Annotated in this window: 21 protein-coding genes; 13 read left to right on the forward strand and 8 right to left on the reverse strand. The window is 71.2% G+C overall.

Annotation, left to right across the window (positions count from 1 at the left end):
• The first annotated feature begins 57 nt into the window (after positions 1-57).
• The 4 genes from FB554_RS03175 to pntB are packed head-to-tail and all read left to right on the forward strand — an operon-like array spanning position 58 to position 5024.
• On the forward strand, positions 58-807 hold the full coding sequence (locus FB554_RS03175; RefSeq protein ID WP_142004600.1) for an esterase family protein: 750 nt from the start codon (positions 58-60) through the stop codon (positions 805-807).
• A gap of 46 nt (positions 808-853) precedes the next feature.
• On the forward strand, positions 854-2095 hold the full coding sequence (locus FB554_RS03180) for an ATP-grasp domain-containing protein (protein WP_142004601.1): 1242 nt from the start codon (positions 854-856) through the stop codon (positions 2093-2095).
• Positions 2096-2100: 5 nt separating this feature from the next.
• On the forward strand, positions 2101-3636 hold the full coding sequence (locus FB554_RS03185; RefSeq protein ID WP_142004602.1) for a Re/Si-specific NAD(P)(+) transhydrogenase subunit alpha: 1536 nt from the start codon (positions 2101-2103) through the stop codon (positions 3634-3636).
• Positions 3633-5024: a Re/Si-specific NAD(P)(+) transhydrogenase subunit beta gene (gene pntB / locus FB554_RS03190; RefSeq protein WP_142004603.1), complete on the forward strand. Its 1392-nt coding sequence runs from the start codon at positions 3633-3635 to the stop codon at positions 5022-5024. The genes FB554_RS03185 and pntB overlap by 4 nt, the downstream gene beginning before the upstream one ends.
• Before the next feature lie 20 nt (positions 5025-5044).
• Here the strand turns inward: pntB and FB554_RS03195 are convergent, their stop codons facing one another.
• From FB554_RS03195 to FB554_RS03220, 6 genes are all read right to left on the reverse strand, one after another.
• Complete coding sequence (locus FB554_RS03195) at positions 5045-5422, reverse strand: hypothetical protein (RefSeq protein ID WP_142004604.1); 378 nt, start codon at positions 5420-5422, stop codon at positions 5045-5047.
• Between the two features lie 4 nt (positions 5423-5426).
• A complete protein-coding gene (locus FB554_RS03200; RefSeq protein ID WP_142004605.1) occupies positions 5427-5912 on the reverse strand; it encodes a hypothetical protein in 486 nt (161 codons plus the stop codon).
• Between the two features lie 25 nt (positions 5913-5937).
• On the reverse strand, positions 5938-7584 hold the full coding sequence (pgm, locus tag FB554_RS03205) for a phosphoglucomutase (alpha-D-glucose-1,6-bisphosphate-dependent) (RefSeq protein WP_142004606.1): 1647 nt from the start codon (positions 7582-7584) through the stop codon (positions 5938-5940).
• Positions 7585-7645: 61 nt separating this feature from the next.
• Positions 7646-11527 (reverse strand): 1,4-alpha-glucan branching protein GlgB, encoded by a 3882-nt coding sequence (gene glgB / locus FB554_RS03210; RefSeq protein WP_142004607.1) that lies wholly within the window; start codon positions 11525-11527, stop codon positions 7646-7648.
• A 1-nt stretch (position 11528) separates the two neighbouring features.
• Complete coding sequence (gene treS, locus FB554_RS03215; RefSeq protein ID WP_142007396.1) at positions 11529-13244, reverse strand: maltose alpha-D-glucosyltransferase; 1716 nt, start codon at positions 13242-13244, stop codon at positions 11529-11531.
• A 6-nt stretch (positions 13245-13250) separates the two neighbouring features.
• Positions 13251-15317, reverse strand: coding sequence for an alpha-1,4-glucan--maltose-1-phosphate maltosyltransferase (locus tag FB554_RS03220; RefSeq protein ID WP_420809457.1), 2067 nt, complete (start codon positions 15315-15317; stop codon positions 13251-13253).
• A 371-nt stretch (positions 15318-15688) separates the two neighbouring features.
• Here FB554_RS03220 and FB554_RS03225 point away from each other — a divergent pair, with 371 nt between their 5' ends.
• Positions 15689-16429, forward strand: a complete 741-nt coding sequence (locus tag FB554_RS03225; protein ID WP_142004608.1) for a hypothetical protein — start codon at positions 15689-15691, stop codon at positions 16427-16429.
• A 65-nt stretch (positions 16430-16494) separates the two neighbouring features.
• Here FB554_RS03225 and FB554_RS03230 read toward each other — a convergent pair whose 3' ends face one another.
• On the reverse strand, positions 16495-18960 hold the full coding sequence (locus tag FB554_RS03230; protein WP_142007398.1) for a glycogen/starch/alpha-glucan phosphorylase: 2466 nt from the start codon (positions 18958-18960) through the stop codon (positions 16495-16497).
• A 162-nt stretch (positions 18961-19122) separates the two neighbouring features.
• Here FB554_RS03230 and FB554_RS03235 point away from each other — a divergent pair, with 162 nt between their 5' ends.
• The 4 genes from FB554_RS03235 to FB554_RS03250 are packed head-to-tail and all read left to right on the forward strand — an operon-like array spanning position 19123 to position 21490.
• Entirely contained in the window at positions 19123-19485 is a 363-nt protein-coding gene (locus tag FB554_RS03235; RefSeq protein ID WP_142004609.1) for a hypothetical protein, read from the forward strand.
• Positions 19482-19907, forward strand: a complete 426-nt coding sequence (locus tag FB554_RS03240; RefSeq protein ID WP_142004610.1) for a hypothetical protein — start codon at positions 19482-19484, stop codon at positions 19905-19907. The genes FB554_RS03235 and FB554_RS03240 overlap by 4 nt, the downstream gene beginning before the upstream one ends.
• Before the next feature lie 48 nt (positions 19908-19955).
• Positions 19956-20918, forward strand: coding sequence for a DUF5996 family protein (locus FB554_RS03245; RefSeq protein ID WP_142004611.1), 963 nt, complete (start codon positions 19956-19958; stop codon positions 20916-20918).
• Positions 20919-20932: 14 nt separating this feature from the next.
• Positions 20933-21490: a GNAT family N-acetyltransferase gene (locus FB554_RS03250; RefSeq protein WP_142004612.1), complete on the forward strand. Its 558-nt coding sequence runs from the start codon at positions 20933-20935 to the stop codon at positions 21488-21490.
• Positions 21491-21755: 265 nt separating this feature from the next.
• Here FB554_RS03250 and glgX read toward each other — a convergent pair whose 3' ends face one another.
• On the reverse strand, positions 21756-23915 hold the full coding sequence (gene glgX / locus FB554_RS03255) for a glycogen debranching protein GlgX (protein ID WP_142004613.1): 2160 nt from the start codon (positions 23913-23915) through the stop codon (positions 21756-21758).
• Between the two features lie 34 nt (positions 23916-23949).
• On the opposite strand from glgX, the gene FB554_RS03260 reads away from it, so the two are divergent.
• The 4 genes from FB554_RS03260 to FB554_RS03275 all read left to right on the forward strand — a co-directional run bounded on the left by FB554_RS03260 (position 23950) and on the right by FB554_RS03275 (position 26791).
• Positions 23950-24474 carry a hypothetical protein gene (locus tag FB554_RS03260; RefSeq protein WP_142004614.1) on the forward strand — a complete coding sequence of 175 codons (525 nt, stop codon included), beginning with the start codon at positions 23950-23952 and terminating at the stop codon, positions 24472-24474.
• Positions 24471-25259: an enoyl-CoA hydratase/isomerase family protein gene (locus tag FB554_RS03265; RefSeq protein ID WP_142004615.1), complete on the forward strand. Its 789-nt coding sequence runs from the start codon at positions 24471-24473 to the stop codon at positions 25257-25259. Before FB554_RS03260 ends, FB554_RS03265 begins: the two co-directional genes overlap by 4 nt.
• 104 nt (positions 25260-25363) lie before the next feature.
• On the forward strand, positions 25364-25906 hold the full coding sequence (locus tag FB554_RS17035; protein WP_170206765.1) for a hypothetical protein: 543 nt from the start codon (positions 25364-25366) through the stop codon (positions 25904-25906).
• Between the two features lie 102 nt (positions 25907-26008).
• On the forward strand, positions 26009-26791 hold the full coding sequence (locus tag FB554_RS03275) for an electron transfer flavoprotein subunit beta/FixA family protein (RefSeq protein ID WP_142004616.1): 783 nt from the start codon (positions 26009-26011) through the stop codon (positions 26789-26791).
• Positions 26792-26800: the final 9 nt, after the last annotated feature.

The raw sequence follows: 26800 nt of genomic DNA on the forward strand, positions 1-26800 counted from the left end.
CGGACCCGTTCCCCGTGAACGCTGTGCGCGGCCTCACCCGTAGGACAGGATGTCCCCGTGGACGGCGAGCGGACCCAGCTCCAGGTCCCGGGCACCGACGTCGAGCTCGGGGTGATCCGGCACGGCCACTGGGGCCGGCCGGTGCTGGTCTTCCCCAGCGAGGCCGGGCGGGCCGAGGACTTCGCCGACAACGGCATGGTCGAGGCGGTGCGCGACCTCGTCGACGGAGGGCGGGTCAGCTTCTTCTGCGTCGACTCCGCCGACCGCTGGTCCTGGTCCGACAACGCCGCCACCACCGAGGAGCGCGCGCACCGGCACCAGGCGTACACCCGGTGGCTGGAGCACGCCGTGGTGCCGTGGATCCGCAGCCAGGTGGGCGACCAGGCGCCGCCGCTGATGACCCTCGGGGTCTCGCTGGGCGCCTACCACGCGGTGCACTTCACGCTCACCCACGCGCACGTCGTCCCGCTCGCGATCGGGATGTCCGGCAGCTACGACGTGACCAGCTGGCACGGGCACGGCGACCACGGCGACGCGACCTACTTCGCCAACCCGATGAGCTATGTCGCCGGCATGCACGGCGAGCACCTCGAGTGGCTGCGCCGGCACGCGTCGGTCCTGCTGACCGTCGGGCAGGGGCCGTTCGAGGTGCAGCCCACCCGCGCGCTGCCCTCGACGCAGGAGCTCGCGGAGCTGCTGCAGCGCAAGGGGATTCCCTGCGAGCTCGACCTGTGGGGCCACGACGTCGCGCACGACTGGCCGTGGTGGCGCAAGCAGCTGGCCCACCATCTGCCGCGGTTCTGCTGACCGCCGAAGCTGCCCGAGAGTCCGCCGAACCGAGCGAAGGAGCACGATGACCGAGCATCTGATCGGACTGCTGCTGGGGGCCGAGGAAGACTGGCCCCAGGCGCTGGAGGAGCTCGTGCGCCGAGTCGGCCCGATCGCCGGGCCCGACGGCGACAAGCACGAGCTGCGCACCGAACGGCTCACGATCGAGCCGTTCAACCTGCGCTCCACGCCACGGCAGCAGCTGGTCATCGATCGGTTGGCGCACTGGTACTACCACCCGCGCGAGTGGCTCAAGAAGGCCGCGCTGATGGACGACGTCTACCTGCTCAACAGCCCGTTCACGTTCCAGTCGATGGAGAAGCACTCGGCCTACTGCGCCCTCATGCGGCTCGGGATGCACGTGCCCGAGACGGTGCTGGTGCCCTACAAGAACCCCCTCGACAACGTGCGCTGGGCCTACACCTCCTCGAAGTACAACCGCTCGTTCGACCTCGACGCGGTCGCGGCCGAGCTGGGCTACCCCATGTTCATGAAGCCGTTCGACGGCGGCGCCTGGCGCGGGGTCTCGATGATCCGCGACGAGCGCGACCTGCACCGGTCGTACGACGACTCCGGCGAGATGCTCATGCACCTGCAGAAGGCCGTCGACGGGTTCGAGGTGTTCGCCCGGGCGCTCACCATCGGCCCCGAGACGATGGTCATGAAGTTCCGCCCCGACGAGCCGATGCACGAGCGCTACGCGGTGTCGTACGACTTCCTCTCGCCCGAGGTCGGGCAGGAGACGGTGACGATCGCCCAGACGGTCAACGCCTTCTTCCGGTGGGAGTTCAACTCCTGCGAGATGCTGGTCAAGGACGGCGTCGTCTATCCGATCGACTACGCCAACGCCTGCCCCGACGTCGCGCTCACCTCGCTGCACTACTACTTCCCCTGGGCCATCAAGAGCCTGCTGAAGTGGTCGGCCTACTGCGTGGTGTTCGACCGCACCGCCAAGACCCAGATCGACACCGGGCCGTGGTTCGAGGTCGCCGACGACGACGCGCTCGACTACGGCGCCAAGCTGCAGGCCTACCAGGAGCTGGCCGACGACCACTTCGAGACCGAGCGATACCGGGAGTTCGTCGACGACGCCCTCGGGCACGTCGACGAGATGGTGCTCGACTGGGTCGTGTCCGACGACTTCGACCGGCTGCTGGTCGAGACGGTGCGCTCGACCTACCCCGCCCACGAGCACGAGAAGTTCCTCGGGCACTTCCGCGGCCTCACCGGGCTGTGGGCCAAGGACGAAGCCGGCCGGCTGGGCTGATCGACGTGCAGATCGGCATTCCGCGGGAGACCGCGACGGATGAGACGCGCGTGGCCGCCACCCCCAAGACCGTCGGGCAGATCCGCGACCTCGGCTACGACGTGGTCGTCGAGTCGGGTGCGGGGGAGCGGTCCTCCTACCCCGACCAGGCGTACGCCGACGCGGGCGCGACGATCAGCGACGCCGCCGCCGTGTGGGCGAGCGACGTCGTGCTCAAGGTGCGCGCACCGTCCGAGCCCGAGGTGACCGCGCTGCGGCGCGGGGCGACGCTGATCTCGCTGCTCAGCCCGGCGCTGTCGCCGGAGCTGGTGCAGCGGCTCGCCGACCAGGGCGTCATCGCGCTCGCGATGGACGCGGTGCCGCGCATCTCGCGCGCGCAGTCGCTCGACGTGCTCTCGTCGATGGCCGGGCTCGGCGGCTACCGCGCGGTCATCGAGGCGGCGCACGAGTTCGGGTCGCTGTTCACCGGGCAGGTGACCGCCGCCGGGAAGGTGCCGCCCGCCCGGGTCTTCGTGATCGGTGCGGGCGTCGCCGGGCTGGCCGCGATCGGCACCGCCTCCAGCCTGGGCGCGGTGGTGCGCGCGTTCGACGTGCGGCCCGAGGTGGCCGAGCAGGTCGAGTCGATGGGGGCCGAGTTCGTGCGCCTCGACGTCGACGCCTCCAGCGACTCCGGCTATGCCACCGAGCTCACCGGCGACGCCGAGCGGATGACGATGGAGCTGTATGCCGCCGAGTGTGCCGCCGCCGACATCGTCATCACCACGGCGCTCATCCCCGGGCGGCCCGCGCCGCGGCTGATCACCGCCGAGACGGTGGCGGCGATGCGGCCCGGCTCGGTGATCGTCGACATGGCCGCGGCCAACGGCGGCAACTGCGAGCTGTCCGAGCCCGACCGGATCGTCATGAGCGACAACGGAGTTCGCGTCGTCGGATACACCGATCTGCCGGGGCGGCTGCCCACGCAGGCGTCGCAGCTGTTCGGCACCAACATCGTCAACCTGCTGAAGCTGCTCACGCCCGAGAAGGACGGTGAGCTGCGGCTCGACCTGGACGACGTCGTACAGCGGGGGCTGACGGTCACCCGCGACGGCGAGGTGCTCTGGCCGCCCCCGCCGGTGCAGGTGTCGGCCGCCCCGGCGCCGGCGAAGGCCGCGGAGCCGGTCGAGACCGAGCCGCCCCCGCCGCCCGACCCGCGGCGGCGATACGTCGCGATGGCGCTCGGCGCGGCGCTGTTCGCGCTCGCCGCGGCGTTCGCGCCGGCGTCGTTCCTCGGGAGCTTCACGGTGTTCGCGCTCGCGGTGATCGTCGGGCTGTACGTCATCTCCAACGTCGCGCACGCGCTGCACACGCCGCTCATGGCCGAGACCAACGCGATCAGCGGCATCATCCTGGTCGGCGCGTTGCTGCAGGTGGGCAGCGACGACCTGCTGGTGCGCACCCTCGCGTTCGCCGCGGTGGTGGTCGCGAGCATCAACATCTTCGGCGGCTTCGCGGTGATGGGCCGGATGCTGCGCATGTTCACCCGGGACGACACCCGATGAGCGGCAACCTCGTGCAGGCGGCGTACGTCATCGCGGCCGTGCTGTTCGTGATGTCCCTCGCCGGGCTGTCCAAGCACGAGACGGCCAGGCGCGGGAACGCGTACGGCGTGATCGGGATGGTCGTCGCGCTCGGCGCGACGATCTGGCTGGCGGCCGACCGGGCGAGCAACCCGGGGCTGACGGTGCTGCTGATCGCGGTGGCGATGTCGATCGGCGCGGCGATCGGTCTGTGGCGCGCGCGGGTCGTGCAGATGACCGAGATGCCGCAGCTGATCGCGATGCTGCACAGCTTCGTCGGCCTCGCGGCGGTGCTCGTGGGCTACAACTCCTACCGCGAGTCGCACGGGCTGACCGGCGCCGAGGCCAACGTGCACCTGGTCGAGGTGTTCCTCGGGGTGTTCATCGGTGCGGTCACGCTGTCCGGCTCGGTCGTGGCCTTCCTGAAGCTGTCGGCCAAGATGTCGTCGAAGCCGCTGATGCTGCCGCGCCGGCACCTGCTCAACCTGCTCGCGCTGATCGTCTGCGCCGGGCTGCTGGTGTGGTTCGTCGCGGCGCCGTCGTTCGTGCCGCTGATCGCCATGACCGTGATCGCGCTCGCCTTCGGGTGGCACCTGGTCGCCTCGATCGGTGGCGGCGACATGCCCGTCGTGGTGTCGATGCTCAACAGCTACTCCGGGTGGGCCGCGGCGGCCGCCGGCTTCATGCTCGGCAACGACCTGCTGATCGTCACCGGAGCGCTCGTGGGCGCCTCGGGTGCGATCCTCAGCTACCTGATGTGCAAGGGCATGAACCGCTCGTTCGTGTCGGTGATCGCCGGCGGGTTCGGTTCGGACGGAACGGTTTCCGGCGAGGAGCGCGACTACGGCGAGCACCGCGAGACCTCCGTCGACGAGGTGGCCGAGCTGCTGCGTGAGGCGAGGTCGGTCGTCATCGCGCCCGGCTACGGCATGGCGGTGGCCCAGGCGCAGTACCCCGTCGCCGACCTCACCTCGCGCCTGCGCAAGGCCGGCGTCGACGTGCGCTTCGGCATCCACCCGGTCGCCGGCCGGCTGCCCGGCCACATGAACGTGCTGCTGGCCGAGGCGAAGGTGCCCTACGACGTCGTGCTCGAGATGGACGAGATCAACGACGACCTCCCCGAGACCGACGTGGTGCTGGTGATCGGCGCCAACGACACGGTCAACCCCTCGGCCGCCGAGGAGCCCGGGTCGCCGATCGCGGGGATGCCGGTGCTGCACGTGTGGGAGGCCAAGGACGTCGTCGTGTTCAAGCGTTCGATGGCCACCGGCTACGCGGGGGTGCAGAACCCGCTGTTCTTCCGCGACAACACCCGGATGCTGTTCGGCGACGCCAAGGAGCGGGTGGAGCAGATCGCCGCGGCGCTCTGAGCGGTCGACGCCCCTCCTCGTCAGGGGGTGCTGCTGACCACCCAGGCGATGCCCGCGGCGAAGCACAGGAGCATCGCGAGCCCGGCGTACGCCATCGGCCGGCGCGGGTGCGCCCGTCCCTTGCCTCGACGGAGCCAGGCGAGCGCGATGCCGACCACGGCGAGCGGGATCTGCGGGGCGGCCGCGAGCACGCTGCCGCGTGCGACGCCCGTCTCGCACGCGACCTGCGCGCAGTCCACGGCCAGGACCCGCGAGCTCATGCCCACCCACGACAGCACCAGCGCCAGCAGGGCCAGGATGATGGCGGCGCCCTCGATGTTCTGCTGCGGCCCGGGCTGCTGCGGCTCGGGCTGCTGCGACTCGCTCTGCTGCGGGCCGGGTTGATCGGGAGTCGCCACGGCCTCAGCGCTCCGGGGTCTCGACGACGGCCTCGTGCTGGCGCTTGATGATCTCCAGCACCGTCTCCGGCACGTCGCGCTCGGCCGGGTCGAGCCGCAGGCCGACCGCGTCCGAGCCGCCGGTCGCACCTGCGTCGCCCGTCGGTCCGAGCAGCACCAGGTGCAGCGTCTCGGGGGCGGCGATCTCGAGGTAGTCCTCGAAGAACAGGCTCGGGATCTCCTCGGCGATCACCGCGTCGAACCCGGCGGCGCGGTAGGTGTCGGCCAGCACCAGCCCGCCGGCGTAGCGGAAGAGCAGCTGCTCCACCGCCTCGCTGCTCGGCTCGTCGCCCACCTCGGCGCGACCGCTGACCACGACGTCACCGACGACCTCGCCGTCGATGAACACCGCCTTGGTCAGCGTCTCGGCCAGGGCACGCCCGACCGTGGTGCGCGCCGGCTCGGCGCTGCTGATGACGAACAACCGCCCCGTCTCGGTCTGGTCCTCCACGGGCGCCACTCTGGCACAGGCGCGCTCAACCCAGCGCCGCGCCCACGACCTCGCGCGCCTCGGCCTGCACCTGCTCGAGGTGCTCGGGGCCGCGGAAGGACTCGGCGTAGATCTTGTAGACGTCCTCGGTGCCCGACGGGCGCGCGGCGAACCAGGCGTTCTCCGTGGTGACCTTCAGCCCGCCGATCGCGGCGCCGTTGCCTGGCGCCTCGGTGAGCTTCGCGGTGATCGCTTCGCCGGCGAGGGAGTCGGCCTCGACGTCGTCGGGCGATAGCGCCTTGAGCTTGGCCTTCTGCGCGCGGTCGGCCGGTGCGTCGACCCGGGCGTAGGCCGGATCGCCATGTGCCGCAACGAGATCGGCGTAGTGCTCGCTGGGGCTCTTGCCGGTGGCGGCGAGGATCTCCGAGGCGAGCAGCGCCAGGATGATGCCGTCCTTGTCGGTGGTCCACACGGTGCCGTCGGTGCGCAGGAACGACGCGCCCGCCGACTCCTCGCCGCCGAACCCGACCGAGCCGTCGAGGAGTCCGGGCACGAACCACTTGAACCCGACGGGCACCTCCCACAGCTCCTTGCCGAGGTCGGCGGCCACCCGGTCGATCATCGAGGAGGAGACGAGCGTCTTGCCGACGCGGTCGGAGCGCCAGCCGGGCCGCGCGCCGCCGTAGAGGTACTGGATCGCCACGGCGAGGAAGTGGTTGGGGTTCATCAGGCCGCCGTCGGGCGTGACGATGCCGTGCCGGTCGGAGTCGGCGTCGTTGCCGGTGGCGATCTGGAACTCGTCCTTGCGCGAGATCAGCGACGCCATGGCGTACGGCGAGGAGCAGTCCATCCGGATCTTCTCGTCCCAGTCCAGCGTCATGAACCGCCACGTCGGGTCGACCAGCGGGTTCACCACGGTCAGGTCGATCCCGTGCCGCTCGGCGATCTCGCCCCAGAAGGCGACGCTCGCACCGCCCAGCGGGTCGGCGCCGATGCGGATGCCGGCCTCCTTGACCTTGGCCAGGTCGACGACGTTCGGCAGGTCATCGACGTAGGTCCCGAGGAAGTCGTACGTCTGCGCGGCCGCGCGCGCCTGGGCCAGCGAGACCCGGCGCACCTGCTCGTCCTTGCCGCGCAGGTAGGCGTTGGCGCGGTCGGCGATGACCGTCGTGGCGTCGGTGTCGGCCGGGCCGCCGTGCGGCGGGTTGTACTTGAAACCGCCGTCGGCCGGCGGGTTGTGCGACGGCGTGACGACGATGCCGTCGGCGAGCCCGATTCCCTTGCGGCTCAGGTCTTTTCCGCGGTTGGCGCGCAGGATCGCGTGCGACACCGCGGGCGTCGGGGTGAACCCGTCGCGGTCGTCGACCAGCACCGTCACGTCGTTGGCCGCGAGCACCTGCAGCGCCGACGACCACGCCGGCTCGGACAGCCCGTGCGTGTCGCGGCCGAGGAACAGCGGCCCGTCGATGCCCTGTTCGCGGCGGTAGTCGCAGATCGCCTGCGTGGTCGCGAGGATGTGCCCCTCGTTGAACGCGCCGGCGAACGAGGAGCCGCGGTGCCCGGAGGTGCCGAACGTGACCTGCTGGTCGACGTCGTCCGGATCGGGCTCGGTCATGTAGTACGCCGTGACCAGTGCGGCCACGTCGACCAGGTCGCGCGGCTCGGCCGGCTGCCCTGCACGGGAGTCACTCATCGTCGCCATCCTTCGTTCGAACCATCATCGGGGTCTCGATACGGCCTCCGCAGGCTCCGGCCTACTCGACCGGCTTGGTGGTCTCGGCCGGCTTGGTCGTCTCGACCGGCTCGGCCTCCTCGGGGACGAACCACACGGTCGACAGCGGACCGAGCGTGACGCGGGCGGAGGCGGGCTGGCCCTGGTGCGGCTCGGCGACGGCCTCGACCGCGCCGAGGTTGCCGGCGCCGCTGCCGCCGTACGCCTCGGCGTCGGTGTTGAGCACCTCCAGCCAGCGGCCCTGGTGCGGCATCCCGATGCGCAGGTCCTGACGCTGCGACCCGCTGAAGTTGCAGATCGCCACCACGCTCGGCCGGTCGGCGCCCTCGCCCTCGCCGTAGCGCACGAAGGCGTAGGTGTTGCCGGCCGCGTCGTCGGCGTCGAGCCACTGGAAGCCGTCGGGGACGTGGTCGTACTCCCACAGCGCCCGGTGCTCGCGGTAGATCCGGTTGAGGTCCTTGGTCAGTGCGTGCACGCCCCAGTGGGCCGGCTGGTCGAGCAGCCACCAGTCGAGGCTGCGCCCGTCGGCCCACTCGGCCTCCTGCGCGAACTCGGTGCCCATGAACAACAGCTGCTTGCCGGGGTGGGACCACATGAAGCCCAGGTAGGCGCGCAGGTTGGCAAGCTGCTCCCACCGGTTGCCGGGCATCTTGCGCAGCAGCGAGCCCTTGCCGTGCACGACCTCGTCGTGGCTGATCGGCAGCACGAACTTCTCGCTGAAGGCGTACGTCAGCCCGAACGTCATCTTGTGGTGGTGGTACTTGCGGTAGACCGGCTCCTTGGCGAGGTACTCCAGGGAGTCGTGCATCCAGCCCATGTTCCACTTCAGGCCGAAGCCCAGGCCGCCGTCGCTCGTCGGTGCGGTGACCCCCGGCCACGAGGTGGACTCCTCGGCGATCGTGACCACGCCGGGCACCCGCTTGTAGACCGTCGCGTTGGTCTCCTGCAGCAGCTGGACGGCCTCGAGGTTCTCCTTGCCGCCGAACTGGTTCGGCACCCACTGGCCGTGCCCGCGGGCGTAGTCGAGGTAGAGCATCGAGGCGACGCCGTCGATGCGCAGCCCGTCGACGTGGAACTCCTCGAGCCAGTAGACGGCGTTGGCGACCAGGAAGTTGCGCACCTGCGGCCGGCCGAAGTCGAAGATGAACGAGCCCCACTCGGGGTGCCAGCCGCGCCGCGGGTCGGGGTGCTCGTACAGCGGGGTGCCGTCGAAGCGGGCCAGCGCCCACTCGTCGGTGGCGAAGTGGCCGGGCACCCAGTCCAGGATCACGCCGATGCCGTTCTGGTGCAGCGTGTCGACGAGCTGCTTGAAGTCGTCGGGGCTGCCGAACCGGGCGTTCGGGGCGTAGTAGCTGGTGACGTGGTAGCCCCAGCTCGGCGGGTAGGGGTGGTCCATGACCGGCATCAGCTCGACGTGGGTGAAACCCAGGTCCTTGACGTAGTTGACCAGGTGCTCGGCCAGGTCGAGGTAGCCGTGGTCCTGGCGCCAGCTGCCGAGGTGGACCTCGTAGGTGCTCATCGGCCCGTGGTGCGGGTTGTGCTCGACCCGTCGCCGCATCCACTCCTCGTCGTCCCACTCGTGGGTCGAGTCGGTGACGACCGACGCCGTCTGCGGAGCCACCTGTGCGCGCCGCGCCATCGGGTCGGCCTTCGCGCGCCACTCGCCGTCGGCGCTGAGGATGTTGAACTTGTACGCACTCCCCGGCTCGACGCCGGGCACGAACAGCTCCCAGACGCCCGAGCTGCCGAGCACCCGCATCGAGTGCCCGCCGCCGTCCCAGCGGTTGAAGTCGCCGACGACCTGCACCGCGCGGGCGTGCGGCGCCCACACCGCGAACGAGGTGCCGCGCACCTCGCCCAGCTCGCTGGGATAGGTGCGCACGCGGGCGCCCAGCACCTGCCACAGCTGTTCGTGCCGGCCCTCACCGATCAGGTGGATGTCGATCTCGCCGAGCGTCGGGAGGAAGCGGTAGGGGTCGTCGGCGACGTGCTCGACGCCGTCGTCGTACGTCGTCACCACCCGGTAGTCGGGCACCCCGTCGCCGGGCACCAGGCCCGACCAGATGCCCTCGTAGTCGTGCTGCAGGTCGACCGTCTCGCCGTCGGCCAGGCGCAGCTGCACGCGGTCGGCGAGCGGGCGCAGCACGCGCACGGTCGCTCCGTTCTTGCTCGGGTGCGCCCCGAGGAGGGAGTGCGGCCCGCGGTGCAGCCCGCGCAGCAGAAGGTCGGCCTCGGCGTGGTCGAGCGGGGCCGGACCCGAGCCGTCGGCGCGGTCGCCGCCGGTGGTGGGCGCGGGCGCGGCTGCGGGGGCGGCGGCCCGACCGGGCAGGGGAGCCGCGAGGCGACCCTGGCCCCCGCCGCGTGCGAGGTAGACCGACGACGCGGTGGAACCGGTCCGCGCACCTGCGGTGGTCGGCGAATCTCCTTGCGGTCGTTCGGTGTTCATGTCATCTCCAGTCGACTGTGCGGTGGCCAGACGGTCCACCGCAGCACGCGGGATCCCGACCCAGTCGGGCCGGTGGCGGGTCTCGTAGACGAGCTCGTAGAGCGCCTTGTCGAGCTCGTACGCCCGCAGCAGCGGGTCCTGCTCGCTCAGTCCGCCGTCGGCGGCGTACCCCTCGAGGAAGGCGGTGCGCGCGTCGCGCGCCCAGGCCGTGCGGTCCAGGCCGTCGGTCTGCTGGACCGACCCGGCGGCGTAGTCGAACGAGCGCAGCATGCCGGCCACGTCGCGCACGGCGGCGTCGGGCTCGGCCCGCTCGGCCAGCGGCCGCAGCGGCTCGCCCTCGAAGTCCAGCAGCACCCAGCCGAGGCCGGGGGCGTCGAGCACCTGCCCGAGGTGGTAGTCGCCGTGCACCCGCTGCAGCGGCGGCCAGTCGGCCGACTCCAGCCGCTGGAAGACCCGCTCGACGGCGTCGCGGTGCTCGGCCACGGACGGGTCGGCCGCGATCGCCTCCTCGAGCCGGGCGCGCATCCCGGCGATGGTGCCGGCGACGCGCTCGGCGTCGGCGTCGGCGGTCGGCTGCCCCGCGGCGAGCTGGGCGTGCACGTCGGCCGTCGCCTCGCCGAGCGCGCGCGCCTCACGGGTGAAGTCGCGGTTGTCGGTGGCCGCGCGCAGCGCCTCGCGCCAGGCGTCCTGCACCCCGGGGAGGAACTGCTGGGCCATCGCGAGGTCGCCGGTGTGGCGGGTCCCGGTGGCCTGGTCGGTCCAGCCGCCCTGCAGCCACCCGAGCATCCGCGGCACCCGCGTGCTGCCCGCGGCGGTGAGGCTGCCCTGCAGCTCCACGTCGGGGTTGCGCCCGTCGTGCAGCACCCGGAACACCTTGGTGATGACCTGCAGCTCCTGGCCGTCGAGGGTCACGTTGGCGATGAGCGAGGTGTTGGACTGCTCACCGGTCAGCACCCGCGCGCTGGTCACCGCCAGGTCGTGCTGGGTGCCGTCGCCGTGCCGCGGACGGGTGCCGAGCAGGCCGCTGCCCTTGCACGTCGCGGTGCTGGGGCGGGACTCGCCGGAGTCGGCGACGACCTGGCCCGCCTCGCTGCCGCCCTGCACGATCGCGCGCAGCAGCTCGGTGGCGTACACCGGGTCGTAGGCCGCGTCGTAGACGTAGCGGGTGCCGAGCACCGAGTGCTGCATCTCGCCGAGGAACGCGCGCTCGGGCGCGCTCTCCAGCGGCGCGCCGCGATAGCTGAGCGGCACCTGGTAGAGCACCGGCGAGGCCCCGGACTCGTCGAGCAGCAGCAGGGTCTCCAGGCCCACCTCGCCGTCGGGGTCGTCGAACCGGTACGCCGCCAGCTGGCGCAGCGCGGGCGTGCCGGTGCCGGCGTACCACCGACGGTCGGCGATCCAGCGGGAGACGATCGTCACCTTGTCGGGCTCGAGGGTGGCCCGGTGGATGGTCGCCATGTCAGTCCTTGTCCTGGGTCGTGAGGGAGAACCAGAAGAAGTCGCGCGACCCCAGGGTCAGCTGCAGCGTCCCGTCGTCGGCGACGTCGGGGAAGCCGACCCCGCCGAACAGGTCGCCGACCTCGGCCCCGGCCAGCTCCTCGGGCAGCTGGATGCGGGTCGCCTGCGGGCGGGAGGACAGGTTGTTGACGCACAGCACCCGGCGGTGCCGGGCGTTCTCGGACTGGGCGTCCGCCTTGCTCATCGTGCGCGTGTAGGCGAGCACCGCCTCGTTGTCCGCGGGGGCGACCACGAAGTCGCCGAGCCCGAAGACCGGGTGCTGCGCGCGTACGGAGAGCATGCCCCGGACCCAGTGCAGCAACGAGGAGCTCGACGCCATCTGCGCCTCGACGTTCACGTTGTTGTAGTGGTAGACGAGGCTGGACACGATCGGCAGGTAGAGCTTGCCCGGGTCGGACGCGGAGAACCCGGCGTTGCGGTCGGGCGACCACTGCATCGGGGTGCGCACCGCGTCGCGGTCGTCGAGCCAGATGTTGTCGCCCATGCCGATCTCGTCGCCGTAGTACAGGCACGGCGAGCCGGGCAGCGACAGCAGCATCGCGTGCGCCAGCTCGATCTCCGGCCGCGAGTTGTCCAGCAGCGGAGCCAGCCGCCGACGGATGCCGACGTTGGCGCGCATCCGGGCGTCGGGGGCGTACCAGCCGTACATCGCGGCGCGCTCCTCGGGCGTGACCATCTCGAGCGTGAGCTCGTCGTGGTTGCGCAGGAACGTGCCCCACTGCGTGCCGCCCGGGATCGCGGGGGTCTCGGCGAGCACGTCGATGATCGGGGCGGCCTTCTCCTCGCGCAGCGAGTAGAACAGCCGCGGCATCACCGGGAAGTGGAAGCACATGTGGCACTCCGGCTCCTCCTCGGTGCCGAAGTAGTCGACCACCTCGTGCGGCAGCTGGTTGGCCTCGGCGAGCAGGATCCGCCCGGGGTACTCCTCGTCGACCTTGGCGCGCAGCCGGGCGAGGAACTCGTGCGTGCGCGGGTGGTTCTCGCCGTTGTGCCCGTCCTCCTCGAACAGGTAGGGCACGGCGTCGAGCCGGAACCCGTCGATGCCCATGTCCAGCCAGAACCGCATGACGTCGAACATCGCCTCGGCCACGGCCGGGTTCTCGAAGTTGAGGTCGGGCTGGTGGGAGAAGAAGCGGTGCCAGAAGAACTGCCGGCGCACCGGGTCGAAGGTCCAGTTCGACACCTCGGTGTCGACGAAGATGATCCGCGCGTCGGGGTAGCGCTCGTCGGTGTCGGACCAGACGTAGAAGTCGCCGTAGGGGCCCTCGGGGTCCGAGCGCGACGCCTGGAACCACGGGTGCTGGTCGCTGGTGTGGTTCATCACCAGGTCGGTGATGATCCGGATGCCGCGCGCGTGCGCCTGGGTGACCAGCTCGGTGAACTCCGGCAGCGTCCCGAACTCGGGGAGCACCGCGGTGTAGTCGCTGATGTCGTACCCGCCGTCGCGCAGGGGAGAGGCGTAGAACGGGGGCAGCCACAGGCAGTCGACGCCGAGCCACTGCAGGTAGTCGAGACGTTGCAGCAGGCCGGAGAAGTCGCCCGAGCCGGACCCGGTCGAGTCGCCGAAGCCGCGCACGAGCACCTCGTAGAACACGGCTTTCTTGAACCACTGCGGGTCGTGCCGCAGACCCGGCTGCTGCAGGTTGAGACCTTGCACCACTGCTCAGAACCTCCTGACCTGGACGATGTGCACGGGTTCCTTCCCTGCCCCCAGCTCCACCCAGTTGTGCTGCCCCCAGCGCCACTCCGCGCCCGTGATCAGGTCGTGCGCGGTGAACGACTCGTCGGGCTGCAGCCCCAGCTCGGCCAGGTCGAGGTGGATCCAGGTCTGCCGCGTGCTGTGCGGGTCGCAACCGGCGACGACGACGATGACGTCCTCGGTCCCGTCGTCGAGCACCCGCCGCTTGGAGAAGCACAGCACCGTCTCGTCGTCGGTCTCGTGGAAGCGCAGGTTGCGCATCCAGTCCAGGGCCGGGTGCTGGTGGCGAATCTCGTTGAGCCGCGTGAGGTACGGCGCGAGCGACTGCCCCTCGCGGGGACCGCCCGGCTCGTAGTCGGCCCAGCGGCGGTCCTTGAACTCGTACTTCTCGTTGTCGATCTGCTCCTCGGCGCCCGGCCGCGCGACGTTCTCCATCAGCTCGTAGCCGGCGTAGATGCCGTACGTCGGCACCAGCGTCGCGGCCAGCGCCGCCCGCATCTTCCAGGCCGTCGGGCCGCCGTACTGCATGAACGGGGTGAGGATGTCGTGCGTGGTCGGCCAGAACGAGGGCCGCATGTAGTACGACGCGTCGCCGGCGAGCTCCTCGCAGTACTCCCGCAGCTCGGCCGCCTCGTTGCGCCAGGCGTAGTAGGTGTAGCTCTGCTGGAAGCCGACCTTGGCCAGCGTGTGCATCATCGCCGGGCGGGTGAACGCCTCGGCCAGCCAGATCACGTCGGGGTAGGTCTGCGCCACGTCGGCGATCAGCCACTGCCAGAACTCGGTGGGCTTGGTGTGCGGGTTGTCGACCCGGATGATCCGCACCCCGTGCTCGAACCAGACCTCGAGCGCGTCGCGCACCGCGCGGTAGAGCCCGTCGGGGTCGTTGTCGAAGTTCAGCGGGTAGATGTCCTGATACTTCTTCGGCGGGTTCTCGGCGAAGGCGATCGTCCCGTCGGCGCGCGTGGTGAACCACTCGGGGTGCGTCTGCACCCACGGGTGGTCGGGCGCGCAGTTCAGCGCCAGGTCGAGCGCGACCTCCATGCCGAGCTCCTCGGCGCGCTCGCGGAAGGCCTCGAAGTCGGCCCAGCTGCCGAGCTCGGGGTGCACCGCCTCGTAGCCGCCCTCCTTGCTGCCGATGGCGTACGGCGAGCCGGGGTCGCCGGGCTCGGCGGTGAGGGTGTTGTTCTTGCCCTTGCGGTTGACCGCGCCGATCGGGTGGATCGGGGTCAGGTAGACCACGTCGAAGCCCATCGCCGCGATGCCGGGCAGCCGGTCGGCGGCGGTGCGCAGCGTTCCGGTCGTCCACTCGCCGGTCTGCTCGTCGCGGTGCGCCCCCTCGCTGCGGGGGAAGATCTCGTACCACGCGCCGGTGAGCGCGCGCTCTCGCTCGACGAGCCAGGCGTACGTCCGGCTCGCGCTCACGACGTCGCGCAGCGGGCGGCGCACGGTCAGGTCGCGCAGCTCCTGGCTGAGTCCGGCGCCGAGCCGCGCGTCGACCGGCAGGTCGGTGTCGCGCAGGTCGCTCGTGGCGCCGGTGACCAGCGTGCGGTCGGCCGGCTCGAGGTCGAGCTCGGCAGCGAACCGCTCCAGCAGCCGGGCGCCCTCCTCGAGCATCAGCTCGGTGTCGACCCCGGCGGCCACCTTGATCGCGGCGTCGTGCGCCCACGTGCCGTAGGGGTCCGACCAGCCTTCGATGCGATAGCTCCACAGCCCCGTGCGGTCGGCCGCCACCTGCGCCTCCCACCGGTCGAGACCGGGGTTGGTGCAGGTCATCGGGACGTAGGTGACGGCTCCGTCGGGGTCGGTCACGACGACGCTGGCGTTGACCGCGTCGTGCCCCTCGCGGAAGACCGTGGCGCTCACCTCGAGCGGCTCGGCCACGACGCTCTTGGTGGGCAGCGCGCCCCCGTCGACGGCAGGACGGACGTCCTGGACGGGGATGCGACCGATCGGTCTGGGCTCGGGCGCGCCGGAGCGGGTCGTGGCGGTCGTGGCGGGCAGTCGGTACGAACGTTGCTGCTGCTCAGTCACGTCGCCGACGCTACTCGTTCCGGGCAGGGCACAGCACCCCGATCCCGCCGGTGGGTCCGGTGAGCTCGGGGGAGGTGCGGGGTGCGGATGCCTGGGGCGTCCCACCCGACCGCGTTGCTGACTGACCCCGACGGTTCTGACCCGCCCCCGCGTTCCTGACACACCTGCCTGCTGCAGCACACCGGTGTGTCAGAAACGTCGAATCGGGGTGTCGTCGGGGCGTTCTCGACGTACCGCTACGCGTGACCCGACAGGATGCCGCCATGCTGAGACTGCTCGAGGCGGCGCGCGCCCGTCCGTTCGGGCGACGCTGGCGCCGTTTCGCGCGGTGGCGTCACGAACGGGGGCAGCAGCCCGGTGCGGTTGGTTCAGTGCTGGGCACGCTGGACGAGGGGCCCAAGGACTGGCGCGACCGCGAGGTCGTCAAGCTCGTCGCCGTCGCGGTTCTCGCCATGCTGCTGGTCGCGGTGAGGTTCTCGACTCGGGACGCCTGGGCGTGGGTGGCCCTGCCGGCCGTCGTGGCTTTCCTCGCCTGGTGGGCGCTCGAGCTGGGTGTCGTCCGCCCGGACGCTCGGAGCGCGTGTTCGATCTGGGCGCTGATCGACGATCGGCTGGTGTCCGGTGGCGAGGTGCCCACGCCGGCCCCGGGCGTGGTCGTGCCCCAGCGCGCCATGCGGGCCGGCTGCTCGGAGCTGCTGCGATCGCGTGAGCGGGACGCGCCCGCCCAGCTGCGGCGCATCGAAGGCACGCGACTGACGTACGCCTTCACCGGAGTGATCGAGTGCTCGCGCCCACCGAGCGCGGCCGTGCTGAGCACCGCGCTGGCGACCTTCGTCGCGGTGCCGGACGAGGCGCGGCCGGCTCGCCTCCGCGACGGCACGGTCGCGTCGATCTCGCCACGCTTCCTCGCACCGGAGGTCGGTTCGGTCGCGGCGGGTCGGTGCACCTTCCGGCTGATGGCCGACGACGAGCCCGGCGGTCTCGACCAGTCGGACGTCCGACGCGACTGGCGCGTCGTCGAGGTCGTGGACGATGCCGCCTCGGCGGCGCGGCGGGGGACGTGGGAGGTCCGGATCGAACCGGTCCACGTCATCGGTGAGCCGGATCGGTGACCAACCGTGCGCTCAGCCGCACGCCTGCTCACCGATCCGACTCACCGATCCCGGTGGCACGCCGCTCAGGCGAGCCAGACGCGGTCCAGGTAGTCGCGCATCGAGCGGTCGCTGGAGAAGAAGCCGGTGCGGGCGACGTTGAGGATCGCCGACCGGGTCCAGGCGTCGCTGTCGCGGTAGGCCTCGTCGACCCGCGTCTGCGCGTCGAGGTAGGACCGGAAGTCGGCGAGCGCCATGAACGGGTCGTCGTGCAGCAGGTTCTGCACCAGCGGGGCGCTGGCCGAGGCGTCGCCGCCGGTGAAGATGCCGGAGCCGAGCAGGTCGAGGGTGCGGCGCAGCTTCTCGTCCGAGCGGTAGAACGCCTTGGGGTCGTAGCCGTCCGCGCGCAGCTGCTCGGCCTCGGGCTCGGTGAGCCCGAACAGGAAGAAGTTGTCGTCGCCGACCAGCGCCCGGATCTCGACGTTGGCGCCGTCGTCGGTGCCGATCGTCAGGGCCCCGTTGAGCGCGAACTTCATGTTGCCGGTGCCCGAGGCCTCCTTGCCGGCGAGCGAGATCTGCTCGGACAGGTCGGCGGCCGGGACCACCTTCTCGGCCAGGGTCACGTTGTAGTTCGCCGGGAACGCGACCGACAGTGCGCCCTCGATCCGCTTGTCCTCGTTGATGGTTCGGCCGACGGAGTTGATCAGGTAGATGATCTCCTTGGCCATGTAGTAGCCCGGCGCGGCCTTGGCGCCGAAGACGAACGTGCGCGACACCATGTCGGCGGGTGAGACGTCCCCGGAGATGAGGTCGTCGTACAGCGAGACGATGTGCAGCAGCTTGAGGGTCTGGCGCTTGTACTCGTGGAGCCGCTTGACCATCACGTCGAGCATGGCGTGCCGCGGCAGCTCCAGCCCGTCGCGGGCGCGCAGCTCGCGGTAGAGCCGCTCCTTGTTGGCCTGCTTGACCGCCTGGAACTGCTCGCGGAAGCCGGCGTCGTCGGCGTAGGGCTCCAGCCCGCGCAGCTGCTCCAGGTCGGTGACCCACGACGGGCCGATCGCCTCGGTGATGAGGGTCGACAGCAGCGGGTTGGCCTGGTGCAGGAAGCGGCGCGGCGTCACGCCGTTGGTGATGTTGGTGAACTTGTCCGGCCACAGCTCGGAGAAGTCGGGGAGCACCTTCTCGCGCAGCAGCTGCGACTGCAGCTCGGCCACACCGTTGACCCGCGAGCCACCGATCGTCGCGAGGTACGCCATCCGCACCGCGCGCTGCGGACCCTCGGCGATGATCGACATCCGGCGGACCCGGTCGGCGTCACCGGGGTAGGCCTCGCGCACCTCGTCGAGGAAGTTGTCGTTGATCCGGTAGATGATCTCCAGGTGGCGCGGCAGCAGCCGCCCGAGCAGCTCGACCGGCCACACCTCCAGCGCCTCCGGCAGCAGCGTGTGGCAGGTGTAGGCGAAGCACTCGCGGGTGATGTCCCAGGCCTCGTCCCACTCGAATCCCTTGAGGTCCACCAGGATTCGCATCAGCTCGGGGATGCCGATGACCGGATGGGTGTCGTTGAGCTGGAAGATGATCCGCTCGGGGAGGCGGCGCAGGTCGAAGTCGCGGGGGAGGGTGTTCTCGATGAAGTCGTGCAGCGAGCAGGCCACGAAGAAGTACTGCTGCTGCAGCCGCAGCTCCTTGCCCTGCGGCGTGGAGTCCTCGGGGTAGAGCACCTTGGAGATGTTCTCCGCGAAGGTCTGGGAGCGGACGGCCTCGGCGTAGTCTCCGGAGTTGAAGATCTGCAGGTCGAACGCCTGGGTGGCCTTCGCGCTCCACAGCCGCAGCGTGTTCACCGAGCCGTTGCGATAGCCGGGAACCATGTAGTGGTAAGGGATTCCGAGCACGTCCCACGCCGGGATCCAGGTGGTGCGCTCGCGGCCCTGCTCGTCCGTGGTGGTCTCGGTGCGGCCGCCGAACGCGACGCGCACCTGACGCTCGGGGTGGGGGAACTCCCACGGGCTGCCGAGCGACAGCCACGAGTCGGGCACCTCGGCCTGCCGGTCGTCGACGAAGGTCTGGCGGAAGATGCCGTACTCGTAGCGGATGCCGTAGCCGATGCACGGCACGTCGAGCGTGGCCAGGGAGTCCACGAAGCACGCCGCCAGGCGCCCGAGGCCGCCGTTGCCCAGCCCCGGCTCGATCTCCTGCGCGCGCAGCCGCGCCAGGTCCAGACCGCACTGGGTCATCGCCTCCTCGGCGATCTCGCCGAGCGTCGTCGCCATCAGCGCGTTGTCCAGCTGGCGCCCGAGGAGGTACTCGGCCGAGAGGTATCCGATGATCTTGCGGTCGCCCTGGCGCCGCCGCGCCCCGGTCTCGAGCCAGCCGGCCACGAGGTATTGCTGCACCGTGCGGGCCAGCGCGAGGTACTGGTCGTTGACGGTCGAGCGCGACAGCAGCACGCCCTGCCCGAAGTTCAGCTCGCGCAGGAACGCCTCGACGAACCCGTCGACCGTGTGCGCGGGCGGGTTCACCGGCCCCTGGGCGACCGGGTTGCGCACCGGCATCGTCGGACCGACCACGTTGGCGTCGGTCGTCTGCAGTTCGTCGGCGGCGGACTTGCCCGTGTTCGCATCAGTCACGGCGTACAGATTGCCGCACTGCCCGCCGCCGCGCGTAGTGCGACCGGTGATCAGGCCGTTCGTGTCGAGGACGTACGCTTTCCTGCCGTGGTCCCCGTCCTCACCGGCGCCCTCGTGGCCAGCCTGCTGCTGCTCGCCGGGCTCGCCGCCCTCGCCACCGCGCGCGGGCGGGCGGTGGACAACCCCACCTTCTACGCCGCCGCGCTGGTCGAGCTGCTCCTCGTGGTGCAGGTCGTCGTCGGGATCGCGCTGCGCGACGACGCCCCGCACGGCCTCTCCACCGGCCTGTTCGTCGCCTACCTGCTCGGCATGGCCGTGGTGCCGCCGGCGGCGTTCTACTGGGCGCTGGCTGACCGCGAATCCCGTTGGGGCACAGGAGTTCTCGCGGTCGCGGCGCTCGGGCTCATGGTGATGGTCGGCCGCCTCCTGCAGATCTGGAACGGCCAGTGAGCGGCGACGGCCGCGTCGAGCGGCGCAGCACCAGCAGCGGCCCGGGCCGCGTGCTCGTCGCGGTCTACGCGTTGTTCGCGCTCGCGGCCACCGGCCGGTCGGTGCTGCAGATCACCGAGTACTTCGACCGCGCGCCCGCGGCCTACCTGCTCTCGGCGCTCGCAGCGTTCATCTACGTCGTGGCGACGGTCGCGCTCGCGCGCGGGGATCGTACGTCCGCGCGCGTGGCGCGCATCACCATCGCGATCGAGCTGGTGGGCGTGCTGGGGGTCGGGCTGTGGTCGTACGTCCAGCCCAGCGCCTTCCCCGACAAGACGGTGTGGTCGCACTTCGGCCAGGGCTACGGCTTCGTGCCGCTGCTCCTGCCGCTCGTCGGCCTGTGGTGGCTGCGCCGCACCGGCAACCTCACGCCGGCCGACTAGTTGCGGACGGACGTGCGAGGCTGGGGCCACTCGACGAGGGAGGCACCCATGAGCACGTTCCGTTGGCCCGAGCTGCGGGTCGAGGACTGGGAGGACACGCGCGACACCCTGCACCTGTGGATGCAGATCCTCGGCAAGGTGCAGCTGGTCTCGACCTCGCTGGTGAACCACTGGTGGAACGTCTCGTTCGAGGTGAGTGCGCGCGGGCTGCGCACCCACCTGATGCGCGGGCCGGAGGCCGAGGTCGACGGTGAGTTCGACTTCGTCGACCACCGGCTGGTGCTGCGCAGCACCAACGGCGAGCAGCGCGAGATCGCGCTGGAGCCGAAGACGGTCGCCGCGTTCTGGCAGGAGGTGCAGGAGGCGCTGCCGCAGCTCGGCGCGGAGTGCTCGATCGACGCGCGTCCCAACGAGCTGGCGACGGCGATCCCGTTCGCCGAGGACACCGAGCACAAGTCGTACGACGCTGCCTCCGCGAACGCCTTCTGGCGCCAGCTGGTCAGCGCCGAGAACGTCTTCAGCGCCTGGCGCGCGGGCTTCGCGGGCAAGGACAGTCCGGTCCAGGTCTTCTGGGGCTCGATGGACCTGGCCTGCGCGCGGTTCTCCGGGCGGCCGGCGCCCAAGCACACCGGGAGCGTGCCGAACTGCCCGCCGTGGGTGATGCAGGAGGCCGAGTCGCGCGAGAACTCCGCGGCCGGCTTCTGGCCCGGCGGCTCCAGCGAGGGCACGTTCTACGCGTACGTCTATCCCGAGCCCGACGGCTACCGCGACGGCGACCTGTCGCCCGCCACGTTCGACACCGAGCTGGGGGAGTGGGTGCTGCCCTACGAGACGGTCCGCACGAGCGACGACCCCGACCAGACGCTCATGGACTTCCTCGACCGCACCTACGCCAAGGCCGCCGACCTCGCCGGCTGGGACCGCAAGCTGCTCGAGGTCGACCCGCACCGCCTGGACCGTTACCTCTACCCCCGCGGCGAGAAGCACTGGCCGCGCAGCGCGAAGAGCTAGCAGGCGCAACGGTTTTGGAGAAGGTTCCCGAGCCGGTCCTGCTCCGGCCCTGGCGAGACACCGATGCTGATGCCCTGCTGGCGATCAGTAGTTCTGACCCTGACCTGGTCCGTCAGATGCCGCCGGTGGTGAGTGCTGAAGACGCCGTGCGGGTGATCGCCGAGCGGTTCCCGTGGTCGACCGAGCACGTCAATGCCGCGATCGTGGTCGCCGGCCGCGCCGTCGGAAACGTCAGCGTCACCAACATCCGTCGCGAGGGTCCCGCCGCCGGAACGGCGTGGATCTCTTATCTCAGCGCGGCTGACGTGCGCGGACGTGGCCTCGTCGGGCGCGCGACGGCGGCGCTGTGCACCTGGGCGCTGCGTGACCTCGGTCTTGCGCGCCTGGAGCTGGGTTATCGGCAGAACAACCCCGCATCGGGAGCGGTCGCGCGGCGGGCTGGCTTCGCCACCGAGGGCTTGGAGCGGCAGAAGCTGGTCTACGACGGAGTTCGGTACGACGTGGTGACCTGCTCGCGCCTGGCGAGCGACCCCGTGCCACCGGCCGAGGGAGTCACGATCCAGCCGGCGTGATTGCGCCGCCCGGCGCATTTCGTACGTCAACGCACGATCTGAGGGGGCGTCGGCCGGGATTCCGGGGCTGGCGGCTGCATTTCGTGCGTCAACGCACGATCTGAGGGGGCGTCGCCCGGGATTCCGGGGCTGGGGGCTGCATTTCGTACGTCAACGCACGATCTGAGGCGGCGTCGCCCGGGATCCCGGGGGTGGCCGCAGCATTTCGTACGTCAACGCACGATCTGCGTGACCCGGCACCCGCCGCGCCGCTCTCGTCCGGCGCTCAGACCCCTTGGAACAGCAGGAAGTTCGCGCCCACCACCGGGTAGGCCTCGCCGGGGGCGGCCTCGCGGTCGGTGACCTCGCCCGGGTGCTCCCAGGCGCTGTCCCACAGCAGCCGCCACCGACGTACGCCGGGCTGACGGGGGAGCACCACCTCGCCGCCGTCGGTCGAGCCGTGCAGCACCATCAGCAGCCGGTCGTCGCCCACGTCGGCGCCGTCGAACACCGCCTGCAGCGTGCGGGTCTCGGGGGAGTCCCACCGCTGCGCGGTCATCAGCTCGCCGTCGATCGCGTGCCAGTGCAGCGCGGCGCGCTCGTCGCCGTCGATCGGGTCGCCGGGGAAGAAGTGCCGCTGACGCAGCACCCGGTGCTCCCGGCGCAGCCGCAGCAGGGCGCTCGTGGTGTCGATCAGGTCGTGCTGCCAGGGCGCCAATCCCCAGTCGTACCAACTGATCTCGTTGTTCTGGCAGTACGGGTTGTTGTTGCCGCCCTGGGTGCGGCCGAGCTCGTCGCCGCCGAGCAGCATCGGCACCCCCGACGACAGCGCGAGCGTGGCGAGCAGGTTGCGCCGCGACCGCCGCCGCAGCGTCTCGGTCTCCTCGTCGGCCGGGCCCTCGACGCCGTGGTTCCACGACCGGTTGTCGTTGCTGCCGTCGCGGTTGCCCTCGCCGTTGGCCTCGTTGTGCTTGCGGTCGTAGGCCGTGAGGTCGGACAGGGTGAACCCGTCGTGCGCGGTGACGAAGTTGACCGACGCGAGCGGCCCGCGGTGCGCCGAGCCGAACCGGTCGGCCGAGCCGGCGATGCGGGTGGCGAGCTCGCGCACGCCGTGCCCCGGCCGCCCGTCGAGCGTGCCGGCGACGTCGGGCAGCCAGAACGTGCGCACGGTGTCGCGGAAGGTGTCGTTCCACTCGGCGAAGGGCGGCGGGAACTGCCCGGTGCGCCAGCCGTCCGGCCCCAGGTCCCACGGCTCGGCGACCAGCTTCACCCGCGACAGCACCGGGTCGGTGCGCAGCGCCACGAGCAGCGGGTGGTCGGGGTCGAACGCGCCGTCCTTGCCGCGCGCCAGCGCCACCGCCAGGTCGAACCGGAAGCCGTCGACGTGCATCTCCTGCACCCAGTAGCGCAGCGAGTCCAGCACCATCCGCACCGGCACGGTGTGCTGCGGCGCGACGGTGTTGCCGCAGCCGGTGACGTCGACGTCGACGCCCTGCTCGTCCAGCCAGTAGTAGGTCCGGTTGTCGAGCCCGCGCCACGACAGCGTCGCCCCGCCGGCCGCCGACTGCTCGGCGGTGTGGTTGTAGACGACGTCGAGCAGCACCTCGATGCCGGCCGCGTGCAGCAGCTTGACCATGCCCTTGAACTCGGCGACCACACCCTGCGGGTCGCGCGCGGCGGCGTGCCCCGCGTGCGGCGCGAAGAAGCCGAGACTGTTGTAACCCCAGTAGTTCTCGAGCCCGCGCTGCACCACGGCCGGCTCGCTGGTGAAGCTGTGCACCGGCAGCAGCTCGACGGTGGTCACGCCCAGCCGTCGCAGGTGCTCGATCGTCACGGGATGCGCCACCCCGGCGTACGTCCCCTGCAGGTGCTCGGGCACGTCCGGCAGGAGCATGGTCAGTCCGACCACGTGGGTCTCGTAGATCACGGTGTGCCGCCAGCTGTGCTGCGGCGGCCGGTCATCGCCCCAGTCGAAGGTGGGGTCGACGACGACGCCGCGCGGGACGTGCGCCGCGCTGTCGCGGTCGTCGCGCGTCAGCCCGTCGCCGGCGAACGACTCGTCCACCCGGTGCCCGAAGACCTCGGGGCGCCAGTCGACCGTGCCGTCGACGGCCCGGGCATAGGGGTCGAGCAGCAGCTTGGCCGGGTTGTGCCGGTGGCCCGCGGCGGGGTCCCACGGCCCGTCGACGCGGTAGCCGTAGCGCTGACCGGGCCCGACGCCCTCGACCCGCAGTGACCACGCGCCGTGCGAGTGCTCGTCCATCGCCAGGTGGCGCTCGCGTCCCTGCTCGTCGAACAGGCACAGGGTGACGGCGTCGGCGTGACCGGCGTGCACGCAGAACTCCACACCGCCCTCGACGGGGTGCGCCCCGAGCGGCGGAGGGACGTCGGCGGGGGCGGTGCGAGCAGCGCGTGCGGCGGCCTCGACGGGCAACGGGGCGGGCATGGTGGCCAGCGTATTGAGCGGTTACGTTGGCCCCATGACTGATCCCACGTCACTGCCGAACTTCCCGCCCCCGTCCGACGAGTCGCCGCTGCGCGGTCGCGTGCTGGATGCGCTGCAGGACGACGGCTATCGCCCCGACATCGACGCCGACGGCGACGTGAGCTTCAAGGTGCAGGGCCAGCAGCTGTTCGTGAAGGCCATGGACGGCGACGTGCCGCTGATGCGCGTCTTCGGCCAGTGGCAGATCGCCGACGAGCTGCCGAGCGACCTCCTCACCCAGCTCGACGCCGCCAACGACGTCACCCTGAGCCTCAACATCATCAAGGTCGGGATCGCCGGCGGCACCCTCGTGGTCACCGCCGAGCACCTCGTCGGCCCCGACGCCGACCTGAAGACCCTGCTGCAGTCGACCGTCCAGATGCTGCTGCAGGCGGTGCAGATGTGGCACATGTCGGTCAACGGTGACCAGCACGTCTCGACCGGCGGCACCCCCGCCTTCATGCAGGACCCGCCCCCCGGCGCCGGCCCCGACGGCGCGCCGCAGGACGGGCCGCAGTGACCCAGTTCGGCGAGTTCGTCTCGACCAGCGTCGAGGACGGCATCGGCACGCTGCGCATCGACCGGCCCAAGCTCAACCCGCTCAACGCCGCGATCCAGGAGGGCATCGCGGCCGCGGCGGCCGAGCTGGCGGCCGACGACGCCGTCGCGGCGGTCGTGCTCTACGGCGGCGAGAACGCCTTCGCCGCCGGAGCCGACATCAAGGAGATGCTGGACATGTCGTACGCCGACATGGCCAAGCGCGCCGGTCGCCTCAGCGAGTGCTTCACGGCCGTCGCCCGCATCCCCAAGCCCACCGTCGCCGCCATCGAGGGCTATGCCCTCGGCGGGGGCTGCGAGCTGGCGATGGCCTGCGACTTCCGGGTCGCGGGCCAGAACGCCAAGCTCGGCCAGCCCGAGATCCTGCTCGGCGTCATCCCCGGCGCGGGCGGGACCCAGCGCCTGGCGCGCCTGGTCGGGCCGGCCCGGGCCAAGGACATCGTCTTCTCCGGCCGGTTCGTCGACGCCGACGAGGCGCTCGCGATCGGCCTGGTCGACGAGCTCGCCGAGCCCGGCGAGGTCTACACCGCCGCGCTCGCCCGGGTGAAGCCGTACGTCGGTGCCGCCGCCATGGCGCTGCGCGCCGCGAAGGAGGCCATCGACCGCGGCCTCGACGGCGACCTCGACACCGGCCTCGCCATCGAATCCCAGCTGTTCGCCGGGCTGTTCGCGACCGACGACCGCGAGATCGGCATGCGGTCCTTCGTCGAGAACGGCCCCGGCAAGGCGACCTTCACCGGCCGCTGACGGGTCGCGCCGAGGCGGGTGCGCGGTACATTGCGCAGCACGTCGCGCCGTACCCGCGACACCCGCCCCGGTCGCCGACCGTCACTGCCCGGAGAGGAACAGCCGTGACCATCAAGGCCTGGCACATCGACAAGGACTGGCAGGAGACGTTCGTCGCCGCGCTGGGCAAGCGGGGGGCGTCGCCGCAGGCCGTCAACCACGCGCTCGAGGTGGTCGACGACGCGCTGACCGCCAGCGGCAGCACCGCCCAGGAGGAGTTCGGCGACCCGGAGGAGTACGCCGGCAAGGTCAGCATCGCCGACGACCCCGAGGCCGCCCGCGCCTCGCAGACCAAGGCGGTGCTGCTGGCGCTGCTCGGCCTGGTCGGCATGTTCCTCGCGCTGTGGGGCTTCACCGCGCTGACCCGCGACGTCGACCGGCTGATCGGGATGCCGCCGGTCCTGCCCCTGGTCGTCGGACTGGTCGTCGTGGTCGGCGCCGCGGTGGCCGACAGCCTGCTCGGCCAGCGCGCCGACATCTACCGCGCCCGGGTCGGGGCCGCCGAGGCGCCGGGCGTGCTGGCCTTCGTGGTCAACCGGCTCGGCCCCTGGATCATCGTGCTGCTCACCCTCGTGGGGATGCTGCTGATCTGGATCCGCTACGCCTGAGGGTCGCCCACCGACCCTCACCCCTGCGCCCCGTTACCGGTCGGTAGCATCAGGGTCGCAGGACTCCCTCGCACGACAGCGACAGGAATGAGGACGAACGACATGAACATCGTCGTCTGCGTGAAGTACGTGCCCGACGCCCAGGCGGAGCGCACCTTCACCGAGGACAACACCACCGACCGCGAAGGCGTCGACGGGCTGCTCTCCGAGCTGGACGAGTACCCCATCGAGGCCGCGCTGCAGATCAACGAGGCGGCGGGCGGCGGTGAGATCACCGTCCTGACCGTCGGCCCCGAGCAGGCCGCCGACGCGGTGAAGAAGGCGCTGCAGATGGGTGCCGACAAGGCCGTGCACGTCGTCGACGACGCGATCGCCGGCTCCGACGCGCCCGCGACCTCGCTGGTGCTCGCCGAGGCGATCAAGAAGATCGGCAACCCCGACCTGGTCCTCATGGGCCTGGCCTCCACCGACGGCTCGATGAGCGTCGTGCCGGCCATGCTCGCCGAGCGCCTCGGCCTGCCGCAGGTCACCCAGATCTCCACGATCGAGGTCACCGACGGCAAGGTCACCGGGCGCCGCGACGGCGACGTCGCGAGCGAGACCCTCGAGGCCTCGCTGCCGGCCGTCGTCTCGGTCACCGACCAGACCAACGAGCCGCGCTACCCCTCGTTCAAGGGGATCATGGCCGCCAAGAAGAAGCCGGTCGAGACCTGGAGCCTCGCCGACCTCGGCGTCGACGCCGGTCAGGTCGGCCTCGACAACTCCTGGACCGAGGTCGAGTCCTTCACCGCGCGCCCGCCGCGCGAGCAGGGTCAGATCGTCACCGACGAGGGCGACGGCGGCAGCAAGCTCGCCGAGTTCCTCGTCTCCAAGAAGTTCGTGTGAGGGAGAGCA

The sequence above is a fragment of the Barrientosiimonas humi genome (assembly GCF_006716095.1).
Classification (GTDB): Bacteria; Actinomycetota; Actinomycetes; order Actinomycetales; family Dermatophilaceae; genus Barrientosiimonas; species Barrientosiimonas humi.

Coding starts and splice junctions, on each gene's coding strand:
- glgB (WP_142004607.1), bottom strand. CDS start 11,527: ATGGCGACCATCCACCGGGCCACCCTCGAGCCCGACAAGGTGACGATC.
- FB554_RS03245 (WP_142004611.1), top strand. CDS start 19,956: ATGAGCACGTTCCGTTGGCCCGAGCTGCGGGTCGAGGACTGGGAGGAC.
- glgX (WP_142004613.1), bottom strand. CDS start 23,915: ATGCCCGCCCCGTTGCCCGTCGAGGCCGCCGCACGCGCTGCTCGCACC.
- FB554_RS03180 (WP_142004601.1), top strand. CDS start 854: ATGACCGAGCATCTGATCGGACTGCTGCTGGGGGCCGAGGAAGACTGG.
- pgm (WP_142004606.1), bottom strand. CDS start 7,584: ATGAGTGACTCCCGTGCAGGGCAGCCGGCCGAGCCGCGCGACCTGGTC.
- pntB (WP_142004603.1), top strand. CDS start 3,633: ATGAGCGGCAACCTCGTGCAGGCGGCGTACGTCATCGCGGCCGTGCTG.
- FB554_RS03260 (WP_142004614.1), top strand. CDS start 23,950: ATGACTGATCCCACGTCACTGCCGAACTTCCCGCCCCCGTCCGACGAG.
- FB554_RS03275 (WP_142004616.1), top strand. CDS start 26,009: ATGAACATCGTCGTCTGCGTGAAGTACGTGCCCGACGCCCAGGCGGAG.
- FB554_RS03230 (WP_142007398.1), bottom strand. CDS start 18,960: ATGCCGGTGCGCAACCCGGTCGCCCAGGGGCCGGTGAACCCGCCCGCG.